Source organism: Streptomyces sp. V4I23, assembly GCF_030817975.1.
GTDB lineage: Bacteria > Actinomycetota > Actinomycetes > Streptomycetales > Streptomycetaceae > Streptomyces.
In genome coordinates, this window is sequence record NZ_JAUSZW010000004.1 from 3,611,426 (window position 1) to 3,628,174 (window position 16,749).

The window sequence follows — 16,749 nt, forward strand, 5'->3', positions numbered from 1 at the left end:
CAGTTCACGCTGTCCGCCGTGGTACGGGAAGCTGCGGGTAGTAGCCCTCCTCGGCCAGCCAGGCCCTGGCTCGGCCGCGCTGTCGCTCATCGCTGAGCTGGTGATACCGGCGCCAGGCGCGCTCGTCACGCGCGAGGACGCCCTTGAAGCGCCGGAAGGCGCCCCGCCCGCCGATGGCGATCCGCAGCCGGTCGGCGAGGGCGGCGTCGGCGAGCCCTTCGATGAACAGCTCCATGTCCCGGTAGCCGGCACGGGAGCCCAGAGCCGGCACCCGCAGCCGTCGCTCGGGATCGTCCGCCTCCTCGTCCTCGGACCCGGCATCCAGTTCCTCGGTGAACGTCGGTCGGCACTCCCCGGTGGACAGATCGAGCCGACCACCGGACTCGCCCGGATCGCCCTCCAACAGCATGGCGAGCATCTCCAGATCGACTGCCAGCGGTCGCAGGAGGGGGATCGCCGCATATCCCGTGGCCGTGCGCAACCGGTCCGCCAGCTCCCGATCGCCCCGGAAACCTCTTTCCTGGAGGGCACCGAGAAACGAGGCCGCCATCTCCGCTGCCCCGGCAGCCCTTGCGCCGCAGCCATGGCCACACCATCGCCGGCCAGTTGCAGCACCTCACGTACGGGGCCACGGAGCAACGCGGCGAGCAGTGCCGCCCATTCCTGCGCGTGGAGCGCGCCACGCACGGCCCGCGGCCCGACCTCGTCCCATTCCTCGGCCACGCCCTGACGGTAGCGCGCGCCACCGAGGAGGTACGGCGCCGAGGGCCACCCGACTCCCCGCTCCGTGCTTGTGCCGGCCGCCCGCGCCTGCGGGAGTGGGCGGTGCTGTCCTGGTCAGCGGTGCCGCTTGCGGCTGCTCTTGCCGACGCGGCGCCCGTGCTTCCGGCCGCGGCCGAGGCGGGCGGCCGGAGTGCGCAGTGCCCGGGCCGCCAGCCGCCTGAGTTCTTCGAGCCCCGCCCGGTCCGGGTGCGCGGAGTCCAGCGCGGCGGCAACCGCGTCCCTGACCTCGGGGCTCTGGGCACGCAGCGCCTCCTCGGCGCCGCCCTCACCGCCCGCCAGCTCCACGAGCTGGAGCAGGCTCTCGGCGAGCACCAGCAGATGCTCCGCATCGGTCATGTCCTCGGGGGACAGCAGTTCACGGTGCGCCAGCGAGTTCAGGGCGAGCGGGGCCAGCCGCGCATCGCCGCGCAGCGCGCGCAGCAGCTGTTCTCCCCCGCCGTCCGGCAACGCCGTCAGCAGTACGTCGAGCATCGCCTGCGCCCGCGTGCGGAAGGCCATGGTCCGTACAGCGTCGGTGAGTTGCCGGAGTGCGGCATCCCACTCGCCGTGGGCCGAGATCCAGCCGGCCAGCTCCGCCCGGGCGGCATCCGGGTCGTAGTCCTCGGCCAGTACCCCCAGCAGGCCGGCCGCCGGTGCCTGGGCCAGTTCTCCGACCAGCGGTGCGTCTCGGCCGGCCACCAGCAGGCGCTTCCGTACGGCCCGGGTGCCGAGCTCGGTGAGACGGATGAGTTCGACCGGCCCGGCAGTCAGCTCCTCGCGCCGGGCGCGGGCGCGCTCCTGCGCCGCCGCGTCCTTTGGCGCTCCCGCGACGCCCAGCAGCTCCGCGAACTCCGGCGGCATGTCGGCGGGCAGCTCGTCTCCGGCACCGGAAAGATCGGCGTCGAGGAACACCGGATCGGCCATACCCCTGTCACGCTCGATCGCCCCCAGGTCCACCAGCGCGTCAAGCACCGTACGCAGATCCCGGTCGGCGTGCTCCAACCACATCCTGTGCTGGAGGTCCGCCCCGCCGTCGAACCGGAACCGAGCGCGGTAGGCCAGGTGCACGGAGTCCCGCAGGTGCGGCCAGGGCATCGAGTACGGCAGGCTGTAGAGCGTGTTCAGCACATCCTCCAGCACCTCCTCGTAGACATCGAACAGCATCGACTCGACGTGCCACCCGCTGCGCGACCCGATCAGCGCCTGCCGCAGCTCGAACCACGCATGGAAGGCACGCAGCCACAGCTGAAGCGGGTCGGCCAGCACCTGCCGGGCCTTGGCCACCGCATACAGCCGTCCCTTGGCCACCCGGACCAGCCGCGCCTTCTTCGCCCACTCCACCAGCAGCCCCAACCGCGGCAGGTCGGCTGAAGAGCGCACGCCCTCGGCCTTGTCGCCGGTGCCCAGTACATCCACCAGCTCGCGTGCGTCGGCGATCCGCAGCCGCCCCGTCGCCGTCACCGCGCGGCCGTCGCGCCCCACCCACTCGGCGAGCCCGCGCAACTGCGCCACGACCGCAGGCATCTCAGCCCGTCGACGCAGTTCGTCGTCCGGTGGCAACACCACGGGCAGTTGCGGCTCGGCCCGGACCACGCCGGTCAGTACACGGCCGGTCAGCCGCCGTTCCATGACCGCGTCGAGGGCCTGCTGGTCGTAGGCGACCTTCCCGCGCTGCGCCCGCTCCGCGAACCGCTGCAACGCCGCCCCGTCCACAACGTCCACGCCCTGCTCGGCAGCGGTCATCACCCAGAACTTCGCCAACCCCCATCGGGTACGGTCCGCCATCGCCGCCCGATACTCCCCCGCGGCCTCATCGACCGCGGCAAGAGAGTCCTCAAGTGCGGGACCACGCGGATCCGCCAAGTGCGCGGCATGCAGAAAACGCAGCAGCGCACGCAACGTGCCAGGCGCATCACCGCATTCCTCCCCGGGAAGTTCGGTGACCTGCTCCGGCAACCAGGAGAGCAGCAGTTCCTCCACATGCCTCGGCTCCCACAGCCCCAACCGGCCGTCGACAGTAGCCCGGTGCCGGTACTCCAGAGCCGCCTCGGCCAGGAAAGCGTCCACCGGCAGCCCCCGCTCCCCGGCCCAACGCACCAGCCGGTCGACCAGCAGCCCGCACCCCGCATCGAACTCCTCCTCAGCCCCGGCTTCGAACCGCATCCGCATGAACCCGCCCGCCCAACCTGTCCGCAGCACTGCTTGCCCCGCCACGCTATCGCCGAACCGCGGCACACAACCCGGCCGAGGAACAGCAGCCCACTACCGGGCGAAGGTCACCCTCCGCGGACCGGACAAGAGCCAACTCAACTAGCAGAGGCGCAGCTTGGGCCCAGAGCTCCGATCGGGAGCTGTGCGCATCGGCGGGGGAACCGGTAGGCCGGTCACCGAGGCGGCGCCGGATCTGGGGATCAACGCGTACACCCTGCACAACAAGGTGAAGACCCAGCACGAGGCCGGCAGCCAGGACGCCGGCGCAGACGGCACGTCGAGCGAGCCGGAGCGGGTGAACCGCGTTCTCTGTGGTTGAAGGATGCGATGAACCAGTGAGCGTGGCGGAGTCCATCGCGTCCAGAGGACCAGAATCGGCATCCCGCACGCGATGACCTGCCGAGCAGGTGAGGTCTCGCAGTCCTGGTTCTACGAGTGGATCGGCCGCAAGCCGACCGCCGGAGAGCAGCGGCAGGAGCTACTGGATGAGGAGATCCAGCCGCTGTTCACCGTCTCGGGCGGCACCTACGGCTCGCCAAGGATCGCCCGCGACCGGCGCGAGGCGGGTTGGGCGGTCGCCAAGATGGCTGCGACGTCGTAATTCGGCCCCGGCATGACGACGTCGTAGCCACGCCAAGAACTCGGTCGCGGCCGCACGACCGAGCTGAGGCAGTGCGGGCGTGCGTGAAACGGAGGCGCGGCCTGACCCGGCGAGGCCGTCGGCCCGCGGCCCGCGCCCTGATCCGCCAATACGTCAGCACCGCTGGCGCCGAACGTGGTGTTGTGCGGGGACGTCACACAGATCGACACCCACGAGGGGCCGCTCCACGTGGCCACCGTCGAGGATCTGTTCCCCCGCCGGATGCTCCAGATGCTGTTCGTTCCCGACAACGCCAATATCAACGCACTCACCGGACAATCCGACACCGCACGCCACGGTCCACCGCACGACTGCCGCACCGATGCGCTCCCCTGGCGCACCCCAGCACCGGCCACAGCTGAGCATGCGCCAGCCAATTCACGAAAACACCAGGTCAGGCAGCGTTCAGAGGCTCTCGGGCCGCCCCTTACCCGAAACCCCGCTCTGACCGACGCATTCCGATACGCGGGTCAGAAAGTACCTCCAGCACCGGACCCCTCGGCACGAAACGTAGAAACCCCGGGTCAGAGCCCTGACCCGGGGTTTAAAGAGAGCCGCCTTCGGGATTCGAACCCGAGACCTACGCATTACGAGTGCGTTGCTCTGGCCAACTGAGCTAAGGCGGCGCGCTACGGGACGAGATACCCGTCCCCGCGGGGACACGCTCTCATCAGCAGCGGCGCCAAGTCTACAGGGTTCTTCGGGGTGCCCCGAACCACCTCCGGCCGCACCCCGGACCGGCGCACGTCCGCGGGCTCAGCAGCGCTTGCCGTCGGCCGGCGGTGTGCCCTCCAGGAGGTAGGTGTTGATCGCTGTGTCGATGCAGTCGCTTCCCCGGCCGAACGCGGTGTGGCCGTCGCCGTCGTAGGTCAGCAGCCGGCCCGAGGACAGCTGGTCGGCGAGGCTCCTGGCCCACTTGTACGGGGTGGCCGGGTCGCGGGTCGTGCCGACCACCACGATCGGGGCCGAGCCCTTCGCCTCGATGCGATGGGGCTTGCCGGTGGCCTTCTCGGGCCAGTAGCCGCAGTTCAGGGAGGCCCAGGCGAAGCCCTCGCCGAAGACCGGGGAGGCCTTCTCGAACTCCGGGACGGCCGGCTCGACGGCCTCGGGCGTGCGGAAGGCAGCCGGGAGGTCGAGGCAGTTCACGGCGGCGTTGGCGAACATCAGGTTCGCGTACGAGCCGTCCGCCTCCCGCTCGTAGTACATGTCGGCCATCGCCAGCAGCGAGGCGCCGTCCCCCTCCTGGGCCGCGGCCAGCGCCCCCCGGAGCTGGGGCCACACGCCCTCGTCGTACATGGCCGCGATGACGCCCGTGGTGGCCAGCGACTCGGTGAGCTTGCGGCTCTCGCCGGTCGGGGCGGGGGTGGCGTCCAGCTTCTCGAACAGCGCCTTGAGGCGTGCGGAGGCGTCCGCGGCGGACTTCCGGCCCAGGGGGCAGTCGGCCCGCTGGACGCAGTCCGCGGCGAAGGACTGGAACGCGGTCTCGAAACCGGCCGTCTGGTCGCGGTTCATCTCGCGGGCGGGCAGCGAGGGGTCCATCGCGCCGTCCAGGACGAGCCGGCCGGTCCGGTCGGGGAACAGCTCGGCGTACGTCGCGCCGAGGAAGGTGCCGTACGAGGCGCCGACGTAGTTCAGCTTCTCGTCGCCCAGCACGGCGCGGACGAGGTCCATGTCCCGCGCCGCCTCGATCGTGGAGACATGCGGCAGGACCGTGCCGGAGCGCTTCTCGCAGCCCGCGGCGAAGGCCTGGTAGGCCGCCGCCAGCTTCGCCGTCTCGCCGGCGTCGTCCGGGGTCTGGTCGGTCTGCGTGAAGGCGTCCATCTCCCGGCCGGAGAGGCACTCGACCGGTGCGCTGCGGGCGACGCCGCGCGGGTCGACGGCGACCATGTCGTAGCGGGCGCGGACCGGCGCGGGGTAGCCGATGCCCGCGTAGCTCTGGAGGTAGCCGATGGCCGAGGCGCCGGGTCCGCCCGGGTTGACCAGGAGGGAGCCGAGCCGCTTGCCCGGGCCCGTGGCCTTCTTGCGGGCGACCGCGAGGTCGACGGACTCGCCCTCGGGGTCCGCGTAGTCGAGCGGGGCCTTCACCGTCGCGCACTGGAAGCCGGGGACGCCGCAGGAGCGCCAGGCCGGCTTCTGCGTGTAGTACCGCTCGAGGTCGGCGGAGGGCGCCGCCCGGCCGGACGGCGAGGAACCGGGAGACGAACCGCCGCCGCCGCTGCAGCCGGAGACGAGCAGGCCGAGTGCGGCCAGGGGGAGGGCGAAAGTGCGGAACAGGCGCCTGGAGTCCATCCCCGGAGCGTAATCCCAGCAGAGCGCCGATGCCCGTCCCTGCTCGTACGGGTGACCTGGTCAACCCACCGTGGAGGTGACGCCCCGGCGCCCGGTCGGCCCACGGCGTCAGCCCGCGCGCAGCGCCATCGTCATCGCCTCGACCGCCAGCAGCGGGGCCACATTGCGGTCCAGGGCCTCGCGGCAGGCGACGACCGCCTCTATGCGGCGCAGGGTGCCCTCGGGTGTGGAGCCGCGGGCGATGCGGTCGAGCGCGTCGCGCACGTCCTCGTTGGCGAGCTGGACCTGCGAGCCCATCTGGAGCGCGAGGACGTCGCGGTAGAACCCCGTCAGGTCGGTGAGCGCGAGGTCGAGGCTGTCGCGCTGCGTCCGTGTCCTGCGGCGCTTCTGCTTGTCCTCGAGCTCCTTCACGGCACCGGCCGTCCCGCGCGGCATGCGGCCGCCCGCGGACGCGCCGAGCGCCGCCTTCAGGTCCTCGGTCTCCTTGACGTCGATCTCCTCGGCGACCTGCTTGGCGTCCTCCGCCGCGGCGTCGACCAGCTCCTGCGCGGCCTTGAGGCAGCCGCCGATGTCCTCCACGCGCAGCGGGAGCTTGAGGACGGTCGCACGCCGGGCGCGGGCGCGCTCGTCCGTGGCGAGCCTGCGCGCGCGGCCGATGTGGCCCTGCGTGGCCCGCGCCGCCGCCGCGGCGACCTCGGGCTCGATGCCGTCGCGCCGGACCAGCACGTCGGCGACTGCGGAGACCGGGGGCGTGCGGAGCGTGAGGTGGCGGCAACGGGACCTGATGGTGGGGAGCACGTCCTCCAGGGAGGGCGCGCACAGCAGCCACACGGTGCGCGGGGCGGGCTCCTCGACCGCCTTCAGCAGGACATTCCCCGCGCCCTCGGTGAGGCGGTCGGCGTCCTCCATGATGATCACCTGCCAGCGGCCGCCTGCAGGGGAGAGCTGCGCGCGGCGCACCAGCTCCCGGGTCTCCTTGACGCCGATGGACAGCAGGTCCGTGCGGATCACCTCGACGTCGGCATGCGTCCCGACGAGCGTGGTGTGGCAGCCGTCGCAGAACCCGCAGCCGGGCACGCCGCCGAGCGCGCGGTCGGGGCTGGTGCACTGCAGGGCGGCGGCGAAGGCACGGGCTGCGGTGGCCCGCCCGGACCCGGGGGGCCCGGTGAACAGCCAGGCGTGCGTCATCTTCGAGGCGGCGGGGGCGGGGGCGCGCTGGGCCTGGGCGGTGACATGGGTGTCGGCGTCCCGCGCGGCGGCGCAGAGCTGCGTCTGGACGCGCTCCTGGCCGACCATGTCGTCCCAAACGGCCATCTGCCGTCACCGCCCTTCCGTGCTGCGGTCTCCCATTGTGGAGGAGCCCTCTGACATCCCGCCCCGACCGGGCCCCGTGCAGGCGGACCGGGCAGCCCTGGTCCCGCCCGTGGGCCCGCCCGGGCGTGGCAGCGCGTGAGGGGAGCTCCGTCGCACCCGCGAGCCGGGGCGTGGGCGGCCCCCCGGTCGCACCCCCGCGTGCGGGGCCCATGGGTTCGCGGCGGGGGCCACCGTACGCCACGCTGCGTCCGTCCCCGCCCCCCCGGGACCCGGGCACAGCAGCCCTTGCGTACGGAGGCCGCGTGCCGCGCCCTACCGGCTCGTCACGCGCTGGAACGCCCTGGGCGGACCGGATGCGACCGGCGAGCGGAACGCGTCGGCTCCCCAGGCCAAGGCCTGCGAGCCGACGCGTTCGAAGCCCTCTCAGCGACTGCGGCCTCGGCTGTCGTCGTCGTCCTCGTGGGGGCCGAGCAGTTCGTCCGCCAGGGTCGGGAGGTCGTCCAGCGGCGTCTCCTCCGCCCAGTCCGGGCGGCCGCGCCGACGGGCCGGCTGGGGGTCGACCTGAGGCAGCTCCCGGGTGCGCTCGTTCCCGCCTTCGGCGCCCTCGGCGTTCTCCGGGCGCTCGTCGCGGAAGAAGCCCGGCGGCACCCGGTCCGCGGGGTCCGCGTCCCGGCGCGCATCCCGGACCGGCGGCAGCACCGACGTCTCGTCGGCCGCCCGCCGGTCGTCCACGGCCGGCAGCACGGAGGTCTCCTCCTCGGCCCTCGGGTCCACGGCCGGCAGGACGGACGTCTCCGCCTCGTCCGGGACCTTGCGCAGCAGCCTCGTCTCGTCGTCCCCCGCGACCGCGTCCGGCCTCGGGACCTCCTGCGTGATCTCGTCCGGACCGGCCGACGGCCCCTCCTCCGGCCGCACGACCGGCGTCGGCACCGTGACCTCGTTCGCCGACTGCGCGGACACCGCGGCCGCTGCCGCGGCAGCCGCCTCCGCGGCCCGCCGTGCCTGCTCGGCCTTCAGCAGCGCCTCTTCCGCCTTGCGCTGCTTCTCCAGCCGGCGCGCCTCGGCCTCGGCCCGCAGCCGGGCCTCCTCCTCGGCCTGGCGGCGCAGCCGCTCCTGCTCCTCCTGGCGGGCCTTCTCCTCGGCCTCGCGACGGCGGCGTTCCGCCTCCGCCCTCCGGCGCGCCTCCTCGGCGCGCTGCCTTGCCTCCTCGGCCTGGCGCTCGGCCTCGCGCTGCCGCGCCTCCTCCTCTTCGCGCCGCTTGCGCTCCTCCTCCTCGGCACGCAGGCGGGCGAGCTGCTCCTGGCGCTCGCGCTCCAGGCGCTCCTCCTCCGCCTTGCGCGCCGCCTCCTCCTCGGCCCTGCGGCGGGCCTCCGCCTCGGCCGCCCTGCGTGCCTCCTCTCGTGCCGTGATCTCGGCATCGGACAGGGGCAGCATCTGGTCGAGCCGGTGGCGTACGACGGTGGTGACCGCCTCGGGCTCCTGGCCCGCGTCCACGACGAGGTAGCGCCCGGGGTCGGCCGCGGCCAGGGTCAGGAACCCGGCGCGCACTCGCTGGTGGAACTCCGCGGGCTCCGACTCCAGCCGGTCCGGCGCCTCGGTGAAGCGTTCGCGTGCGGTCTCCGGGGAGACGTCGAGCAGCACGGTCAGGTGCGGTACGAGTCCGTCCGTCGCCCAGCGAGAGATCCGCGCGATCTCCGTCGGCGACAGGTCGCGGCCCGCGCCCTGGTAGGCCACGGAGGAGTCGATGTACCGGTCGGAGATGACGATCGCGCCGCGCTCCAGCGCCGGGCGGACGACCGAGTCGACGTGCTCCGCGCGGTCGGCGGCGTACAGCAGGGCCTCGGCCCGGTTGGACAGTCCGGCGCTCGACACGTCCAGCAGGATGGACCGCAGCCGCTTGCCGACGGGGGTGGCACCCGGCTCCCTGGTGACGACGACCTCGTGTCCCTTGGCGCGGATCCACTCGGCGAGCGCCTCGACCTGGGTGGACTTGCCGGCGCCGTCGCCGCCCTCGATGGCGATGAAGAAGCCGTTCGCCGCGGGCGCCTGGGCCGGGTCCGCGCCGCCGCGCACCGCGTCGCGCAGATCGCGGCGCAGCGGCACCCCGGACCGGTCGTCGGTCTTGGCCAGCACGACCGCGGCGACGGGCAGCAGCAGCGCGCCCGCGAGCATCAGCGTGAACGCGGCTCCGCCGTGCGCGAAGACGAAGTCGCCGCTCGCGAGCCGGTGCGGTCCGATCGCCGCCGCCAGCAGCGGGGCCGCGATCGCAGTGAGTCCGATGGCGACGCGGACGACCGCCTGGAGGTGCTCGGTGATGCGGGGGCGGCGGAAGTCCTCGGTCTCCTGGTCGATCAGGCCGTGCCCGGTGTTCGCGGCCACACCGGCCGCGAAGCCGGCGAGCGCCGCGATGAACAGCACGGTGGCCGTGTCCGGTACGAGACCCATGGCGAGCAGCGCCACGCCGGTCACGGTGAGCGCGAGGGCGAGCAGCCGACGGCGCGACAGCGAGGGCAGGACGGCTCCGGCCGCGCGGATCCCGGCTCCGGTGCCGCCGATCAGGGCGAGGACGAGCAGCGCGAACGCCGCCGGGCCGCCGCCGAGGTCGACGGCGTGGAGCACGGCGACGGCCGTCGCGGACGCGATGGCTCCGGTGACGGCGGCGCAGGCGAGTACGAACAGCGGGATGCTGCCGGTGCGGCCCTTGTCCACGCCGTTCCCGGTCGACGGGCGGCGCAGGCCCTCCAGCGGCGAACGAGGGCGGGGCGTCTGCGCGGCGGGCAGCTCGACGAAGTACAGCGTCGACACGGACGCGGCGAACAGGCCGGCCGCGAGGTAGGAGGCGAGCGCCGCCTGGTGCAGGGTGAACCACTCGATGCCCGAGCCGAGCAGGTTGCCGATCAGCGTGGCGACGAGCAGCACGGCGGCCGCGGCGGGGATGACCGCGAAGCCGGTGCGCAGCCACAGCCGGCGCAGCGCGTCGAGGTGGTCGGGCAGCGGCCGTACCGCCGCGCCCTCCAGCGGCGGCGCGGGCAGCAGCGCGGGCGCGGCGCCGTCACGGGCGACCGTCCAGAAACGTTCCGCGACACCGGACACGAAGACGGTGATCAGCAGGATCGCGAGTGCGTTCGCGGGGACCCAGTCGATCCACAGCGGCGCGACGACCAGCAGCGCGACCCGCACGCCGTCCGCGCCGATCATGGTCCAGCGCCGGTCCAGCGGGCCGCTCGGCGCGGTGAGCGAGGTCATCGGGCCGAGGAGTACGGCCCCGAACAGCAGCGTGGCCAGCACGCGCGCGCCGAGGACGGCGGCGACGGCGAAGGCCGCCCCGCGGTAACCGGTCCCGAACGTGCCTGACTCGACGGCCGCCTGCAACGCCAGCAGCATCAGGACGAGGACACCCAGTGCGTCCCCGGTCCCGCCGACCACTTGGGCGTTCCAGAGCCGCCTCAGCGGCGCGTGACGCAGGAGGGCGCGCACGGCGCGCTCCCGCGAGTCCGCGGCGAGTGCGTCGGAATCAGATGCGTCGGAAGCAGTCTCTGCAGCGGTACTCATGACCGCCTGCTGCTCGGCTGGCTGCTCGGCTCGCGTCATCCGCCCAGCCTATCCGGAGCGGGTCGCTCCCCGGAGGGGTGTCCGAACACACGGGCGCTTTGTCACACGAGTGTGAAGGTCCCGTGCGGCAAAGCGCCTGTGCCGGTCCGGCCAGGAGTCGCCTCCCGGCCGGTCCTCTACTCCTCGCCCGCGGTCGCGGAGGCGTTGGCCGACGCCGCCGTCTTCTTCGTGGTGGCCTTCTTCGCCGGTGCCTTCTTGGCGGCGGCCGTCGTCTTCTTGGCTGCCGTCTTCTTGGCCGCCGTCGTCTTGGCGGCCGTCTTCTTGGCCGCGGTCTTCTTGGCGGGCGCCTTCTTGGCCGTCTTCTTGGCGGGTCCCTTGGCACGCTTCTCGGCGAGCAGTTCGTAGCCGCGCTCCGGCGTGATGTCCTCGACGCTGTCGCCGGTGCGGAGCGTCGCGTTGGTCTCGCCGTCGGTGACGTACGGGCCGAAGCGGCCGTCCTTGACGACGACGGGACGCTCGCTGACCGGGTCGGTGCCCAGCTCCTTCAGCGGCGGCTTGGCCGCGGCCCGCCCGCGCTGCTTGGGCTGCGCGTAGATCGCGAGGGCTTCGTCCAGCGTGATGCTGAACAGCTGCTCCTCGTTCTCCAGCGAGCGGGAGTCGGTGCCCTTCTTCAGGTACGGGCCGTAGCGGCCGTTCTGCGCGGTGATCTCGACGCCTTCGGCGTCGGTGCCGACCACTCGCGGCAGGGACATCAGCTTCAGCGCGTCCTCGAGCGTGACGGTGTCGAGCGACATGGACTTGAACAGCGACGCCGTACGCGGCTTGACCGCGTTCTTGCCGGTCTTCGGCGTGCCCTCGGGCAGCACCTCGGTGACGTACGGGCCGTAGCGGCCGTCCTTGGCGATGATCTGGTGTCCGGTCGCCGGGTCCGTGCCCAGCTCGAAGTCACCGCTCGGCTTGGCGAGCAGCTCCTCCGCGTACTCCACGGTCAGCTCGTCGGGCGCGAGGTCGTCGGGGACGTCGGCGCGCTGGTGGCCCTCCGCGTCCTTCTCGCCGCGCTCGACGTACGGGCCGTAGCGGCCGACGCGCAGCACGATGCCGCTGCCGACGGGGAAGCTGGAGATCTCACGGGCGTCGATGGCGCCGAGGTCGGTCACCAGCTCCTTGAGACCACCGAGGTGGTCACCGTCGCCGTTGCCCGCCTCGGAGGCCGCGCCGGCGGCGTCGCCCTCTCCGAAGTAGAAGCGCTTGAGCCACGGCACGGCCTGCGCCTCGCCCCGTGCGATGCGGTCGAGGTCGTCCTCCATCCTGGCGGTGAAGTCGTAGTCGACGAGCCGGCCGAAGTGCTTCTCCAGCAGGTTCACCACGGCGAAGGAGAGGAACGACGGCACGAGCGCCGTCCCCTTCTTGAAGACGTAGCCGCGGTCCAGGATCGTGCCGATGATCGACGCGTACGTCGACGGGCGGCCGATCTCGCGCTCTTCCAGCTCCTTGACCAGCGACGCCTCGGTGTAGCGGGCGGGCGGCTTGGTGGCGTGGCCGTCCACCGAGATCTCCTCGGCGGACAGGGCGTCGCCCTCCGCGACCTGCGGAAGGCGCCGCTCGCGGTCGTCCAGCTCCGCGTTCGGATCGTCAGCGCCCTCCACGTAGGCCTTCATGAAGCCGTGGAAGGTGATCGTCTTGCCGGAGGCGGTGAACTCGGCGTCGCGGCCGTCGGAGGCCCGCCCGCCGATCTTCACCGTCACGCTGTTCCCGACGGCGTCCTTCATCTGGGAGGCGACGGTCCGCTTCCAGATCAGCTCGTAGAGACGGAACTGGTCGCCGGTCAGACCGGTCTCGGCAGGCGTGCGGAAACGATCGCCCGACGGCCGGATCGCCTCGTGCGCCTCCTGCGCGTTCTTGACCTTGCCGGCGTACGTACGCGGCTTGTCGGGCAGGTAGTCGGCGCCGTACAGCTGCGTCACCTGCGCCCGGGCCGCCGCGACGGCGGTCTCGGACAGCGTGGTGGAGTCCGTACGCATGTAGGTGATGAAGCCGTTCTCGTACAGCTTCTGCGCGATCTGCATGGTCGCCTTGGCGCCGAAGCCCAGCTTGCGCGAGGCCTCCTGCTGCAGCGTCGTCGTGCGGAACGGCGCGTACGGCGATCGGCGGTAGGGCTTGGACTCGACGGAGCGGACCGCGAAGGACGTGTCCTGAAGCGCTGCGGCCAGGGCACGGGCGTTCACCTCGTCGAGGTGGAGCACCTGCGCGCTCTTGAGCCGGCCGTCAGGACCGAAGTCGCGGCCCTGGGCGACACGCTGCCCGTCGACCGTGTTGAGACGGGCCGTGAGGATCGAGGGGTCGGACGTGTCACCGGCGCGGCCGGTGGCGAAGGCGCCGGTCAGGTCCCAGTACTCGGCGGAGCGGAACGCGATGCGCTCGCGCTCCCGCTCGACGACGAGCCGGGTCGCGACGGACTGCACGCGGCCGGCGGACAGCCGGGGCATGACCTTCTTCCACAGGACCGGCGAGACCTCGTAGCCGTAGAGGCGGTCGAGGATGCGGCGGGTCTCCTGGGCGTCGACCATGCGCTTGTTGAGCTCGCGCGGGTTCGCGACGGCGTCGCGGATCGCTTCCTTGGTGATCTCGTGGAACACCATGCGGTGGACGGGAACCTTGGGCTTGAGCACCTCGAGGAGGTGCCATGCGATGGCCTCGCCCTCGCGGTCCTCATCGGTGGCGAGGTAGAGCTCGTCGGACTCGGCGAGCTGCTCCTTGAGCTTCCTGACCTGGGCCCGCTTGTCTGCGTTGACGACGTAGATCGGCTGGAAGTCGTGTTCGACGTCGACGCCGAGGCGGCGCACCTCGCCGGTGTACTTCTCCGGCACCTCGGCGGCGCCGTTCGGCAGGTCGCGGATGTGCCCGACGCTCGCCTCGACGACGTAACCAGGGCCGAGGTAGCCCTTGATCGTCTTCGCCTTGGCAGGCGACTCGACGATCACGAGTCGGCGGCCGCCCTGTGCGGTCTCGCTGGTCGGGGACAACTTCGCTCTTCTCTCCGGTCGACGCTCGATGGGCGCTCACTGCGGTGCGGTACGCGGTGGTGCGGCGTTACGGCACTGCTGTGGCGCTGCTGTCGCTGCGGAGTGTGACGGTACAACCCGCCCCCGTGTCAAACGGCAAAAGACCGCAACGGCCACTCGAACGGTAACCCGACTCCAGCCCTTTGTGCCGCCCGGACCGGCACGTCGGCGCCTGTGCGCCGCCTCAGATACGAGTGAAGCACCACACGCCGAGCGTGAGGAAGGCCGCACCGAAGAAGATCCCGAAGGCACCGGCCGTGGCGGGGCTCACTCCGTGAGCGACGGGTGCGCGGTGCGCGAGCCGTGTCCCCGTCCACAGCAGCAGCCCGGCTCCGAACAGCGCGAATGCCGTCCCGGCGAAGATCGCTGGCCCGCTCTCCATGCCCGTATCCGGTCCTTCCCTGGCGCCATGGATGTCCGGGTGCCGAGGCTGGCACGCCTGGGCGTCGTCCGCGCGAATTCCGGGTGAACGGCGCGTGGGTTCACTCACGCGGTCGCGTCGGCAGATTTTCCGGAGGGATCTCCTCCCCTTCCTCTGTCCTCATCGATCACTCCCCTTTGATCGTTCCCGGGTCCGGCCGCGGGAGCGGGGGGAGCGCTGACCGAACATTGGCCGATGTGCCCGTATCGGGCGGCGCAAACCGTGCAGGCGCCTATGCCGTCGTGCCCGGATCGGCCGGTTCGAGGAAGCCCTCCTCCACCAGCAGTCGTAGCGCCTGCGGCGTCCGGTCGCGCAGGAGCACCGGGTCCTCGTCGATCAGCTGGGCGATGGCGTCCAGAATCCTTCCGGCGCTCAGTGTCCCGTCGCACACACCCGCGAAGCCCGCGCCGACGGTGTCGACCTTGGTCGCCCGCCGCATGCCGCGGTTCTGGCGGAGGACCACGTGCTCCGGGTCCTCGGCGCCCGGCAGGCCGACCTGCTCCTGCACCACCTCGGGCGCCAGCCGGAAGTGGTCGCAGAGCAGCGCCGCGTCGTCGTGCGTCCGCAGGTAGTCCTGCCGGTCGAAGTGGGCGCGCACGGCGTCGCCGAGCGGCTGCTCGACGGGGTGCGGCCACTCCTCCGCCACGATCGACGGCCGGTCCGCACCGGACTTGCGCAGCGTGATCCAGCCGAAGCCGACCGCCTTGGTCTTCCGCGCCTCGAACTCGTCCAGCCACGCGTCGTAGCGTGCCGCGTACTGCGCGGGATCGCTGCGGTGGTCGCCGCTGTCGCGCAGCCACAGCTCCGCGTACTGCGTGATGTCCTGCACCTCGCGCTGCACGATCCAGGCGTCGCAGCCGCGCGGCACCCAGGAGCGCAGCCGCTCCTGCCAGTCCTCCCCCTCGACGTGCTGCCAGTTGGCGAGGAACTGGGCGAAGCCGCCCTCGTTCAGCCTGTCCCCCGCCTGCTGGACGAGCGAGCGGCACAGATCGTCCCCGCCCATCCCGCCGTCCCGGTAGGTCAGCCGGGCGCCGGGGGAGATGACGAAGGGCGGATTGGAGACGATCAGGTCGTACGTGTCCGAGGCGACCGGCTCGAACAGCGAGCCCTCCCGCAGATCTGCCTCCGGCGCGCCGGACAGCGCGAGCGTGAGCCGCGTGAAGTGCAGGGCGCGGGGATTGAGATCGGTGGCGGTGACCCTCGTCGCGTGCTGCGCGGCGTGCAGCGCCTGGATGCCGGATCCCGTGCCGAGGTCGAGCGCGGACGCGACAGGCGTACGCACGGTGATGCCGGCAAGCGTGGTGGAGGCGCCGCCGACGCCGAGGACGACCCCTTCGCCCTGTCCTCCGGCTCCCCCCGCGCCGCCGACCGCGCAGCCGAGGTCGGACACGATGAACCAGTCCTGGCCCTCCGGCCCCCCGTAGGGCCGGACGTCCACGGCTGCCCGGACCTCGTCGCCGTCGCGCACCACCCAGCCGTCCGCCAGGCACGCGTCGAGCGGCAGCGCGTCGCGCGCCCGCCCGTACGCCACGGGCCGCTGCAGCAGGAACAGCCGGACGAGCGTCTCCAGCGCTCCCTCCCCACGGGTGGCACGCAGGGCGGGCACGGTCTCGCTGCGGGCGAGCGCCGCGTACGCCGGGGCTCCGAGCAGGTCGAGCAGCCCGTCGGCGGTGAAACGGGCGGCGAGGAAGGCGTCGCGGAGTCGGGGGGCGTGGTCGGGCGCGGGAAGACTGGTCGTACTCACGAACCCATTGTGGCGGCCGCCCCTGACAATCGCCGCACGGCCCGGCCCGGGTCGGGGGCCGGGCCGTGCGGTGTGCCGTGCGTGGCGGCACGCATCGGCCGGGGCCGAGTGGGGCCTCACACAGTCTTGTTGTCCTGCTTGTTGTCCTGCGAACGGGCGCCGGTCACGCCTTGCTGGGCGACGCGGAGGCGCCCGAGGCGGGGCTCGACGTCTTCGCCCGCTGGCAGCCCGGCTGCTTCGCCATGGCCTGGCCCAACTGGCCGGCCTGGAGCTTGGCCAGCGCGTCCTGGTCCATGCGCTCGATCTTCTTCAGACCGTCCGCGACCTCCTGCAGGCCGTCGGCGAACTTCTGCTGGTCCTTGGCGTCGAGGGCGTCGACCTTCTGCTTGAGCGCCAGGTACTCCTTGGCGGTGGCCTCCAGTTCGTTCACCGCGTCGGTGCGGAGCTTCTCGCCGTTGTCGACCGGCGGGACACCGGCGTCCCTGACGGCCTTGGCAAGTGCCTTGTCCGCTGCGGCGATGTCCGCGAAAGCCTTGGAGTCGGCGGCCTGGATGTCGGCGGGCTTGCCGTCCGCGGCCGTCGAGATGATGGCCTGCTGGGCGTCGGCTCTCTTCTGGATCTGCGGCTGCGCCTGGTCACAGACGTTCTTGGCCCAGTTGTTCACCTTCTCCTCGCTGTCGTCACCGCATCCCGACAGCGCCAGTACCAGTACCGCACCGCCGGACAGTGCGGCCGCAAGCTTCTTGTTCACCGG

General features: G+C 72.4%; 11 protein-coding genes and 1 tRNA gene. 2 read left to right on the plus strand and 10 right to left on the minus strand.

The features are described from left to right. Positions 1-4: 4 nt before the first annotated feature. Together QFZ82_RS18605 and QFZ82_RS18610 are read right to left on the minus strand one after the other, a co-directional pair. Positions 5-550 carry a UPF0158 family protein gene (locus tag QFZ82_RS18605; RefSeq protein ID WP_307714244.1) on the minus strand — a complete coding sequence of 182 codons (546 nt, stop codon included), beginning with the start codon at positions 548-550 and terminating at the stop codon, positions 5-7. Between the two features lie 287 nt (positions 551-837). Next, positions 838-2,925: a hypothetical protein gene (locus QFZ82_RS18610; protein ID WP_307714245.1), complete on the minus strand. Its 2,088-nt coding sequence runs from the start codon at positions 2,923-2,925 to the stop codon at positions 838-840. 190 nt (positions 2,926-3,115) lie between these two features. Here QFZ82_RS18610 and QFZ82_RS18615 point away from each other — a divergent pair, with 190 nt between their 5' ends. Both QFZ82_RS18615 and QFZ82_RS18620 read left to right on the plus strand, forming a co-directional pair. After that, positions 3,116-3,292 (plus strand): hypothetical protein, encoded by a 177-nt coding sequence (locus QFZ82_RS18615; protein ID WP_307714246.1) that lies wholly within the window; start codon positions 3,116-3,118, stop codon positions 3,290-3,292. Positions 3,293-3,364: 72 nt separating this feature from the next. Further along, positions 3,365-3,574: a hypothetical protein gene (locus QFZ82_RS18620; protein WP_307714247.1), complete on the plus strand. Its 210-nt coding sequence runs from the start codon at positions 3,365-3,367 to the stop codon at positions 3,572-3,574. Positions 3,575-4,165: 591 nt separating this feature from the next. Here QFZ82_RS18620 and QFZ82_RS18625 read toward each other — a convergent pair. The 8 genes from QFZ82_RS18625 to QFZ82_RS18660 form a co-directional block, all read right to left on the minus strand. Further along, a tRNA-Thr gene (locus QFZ82_RS18625) sits at positions 4,166-4,239 on the minus strand. Positions 4,240-4,369: 130 nt separating this feature from the next. Beyond that, positions 4,370-5,902, minus strand: a complete 1,533-nt coding sequence (locus tag QFZ82_RS18630; protein ID WP_307714248.1) for an alpha/beta hydrolase — start codon at positions 5,900-5,902, stop codon at positions 4,370-4,372. A 108-nt stretch (positions 5,903-6,010) separates the two neighbouring features. Then, complete coding sequence (locus QFZ82_RS18635) at positions 6,011-7,216, minus strand: DNA polymerase III subunit delta' (protein WP_307714249.1); 1,206 nt, start codon at positions 7,214-7,216, stop codon at positions 6,011-6,013. 423 nt (positions 7,217-7,639) lie between these two features. Beyond that, positions 7,640-10,807 carry a dTMP kinase gene (gene tmk / locus QFZ82_RS18640; protein WP_373429299.1) on the minus strand — a complete coding sequence of 1,056 codons (3,168 nt, stop codon included), beginning with the start codon at positions 10,805-10,807 and terminating at the stop codon, positions 7,640-7,642. 137 nt (positions 10,808-10,944) lie between these two features. Further along, positions 10,945-13,791, minus strand: coding sequence for a type I DNA topoisomerase (topA, locus tag QFZ82_RS18645; protein ID WP_307714251.1), 2,847 nt, complete (start codon positions 13,789-13,791; stop codon positions 10,945-10,947). A 223-nt stretch (positions 13,792-14,014) separates the two neighbouring features. Then, entirely contained in the window at positions 14,015-14,212 is a 198-nt protein-coding gene (locus tag QFZ82_RS18650; protein ID WP_177149604.1) for a hypothetical protein, read from the minus strand. Between the two features lie 271 nt (positions 14,213-14,483). Next, positions 14,484-15,995 carry a class I SAM-dependent methyltransferase gene (locus QFZ82_RS18655; RefSeq protein WP_307714252.1) on the minus strand — a complete coding sequence of 504 codons (1,512 nt, stop codon included), beginning with the start codon at positions 15,993-15,995 and terminating at the stop codon, positions 14,484-14,486. Between the two features lie 163 nt (positions 15,996-16,158). Next, positions 16,159-16,746 carry a small secreted protein gene (locus QFZ82_RS18660; RefSeq protein ID WP_307714253.1) on the minus strand — a complete coding sequence of 196 codons (588 nt, stop codon included), beginning with the start codon at positions 16,744-16,746 and terminating at the stop codon, positions 16,159-16,161. Between the last annotated feature and the right edge of the window lie 3 nt (positions 16,747-16,749).

Bases quoted from the DNA above. Each gene is read 5' to 3' on its own strand.
- QFZ82_RS18630 (WP_307714248.1), bottom strand. From the start codon at position 5,902: ATGGACTCCAGGCGCCTGTTCCGCACTTTCGCCCTCCCCCTGGCCGCA.
- QFZ82_RS18605 (WP_307714244.1), bottom strand. From the start codon at position 550: ATGGCGGCCTCGTTTCTCGGTGCCCTCCAGGAAAGAGGTTTCCGGGGC.
- QFZ82_RS18650 (WP_177149604.1), bottom strand. From the start codon at position 14,212: ATGGAGAGCGGGCCAGCGATCTTCGCCGGGACGGCATTCGCGCTGTTC.
- QFZ82_RS18610 (WP_307714245.1), bottom strand. From the start codon at position 2,925: ATGCGGTTCGAAGCCGGGGCTGAGGAGGAGTTCGATGCGGGGTGCGGG.
- QFZ82_RS18620 (WP_307714247.1), top strand. From the start codon at position 3,365: ATGACCTGCCGAGCAGGTGAGGTCTCGCAGTCCTGGTTCTACGAGTGG.
- QFZ82_RS18635 (WP_307714249.1), bottom strand. From the start codon at position 7,216: ATGGCCGTTTGGGACGACATGGTCGGCCAGGAGCGCGTCCAGACGCAG.
- tmk (WP_373429299.1), bottom strand. From the start codon at position 10,807: ATGACGCGAGCCGAGCAGCCAGCCGAGCAGCAGGCGGTCATGAGTACC.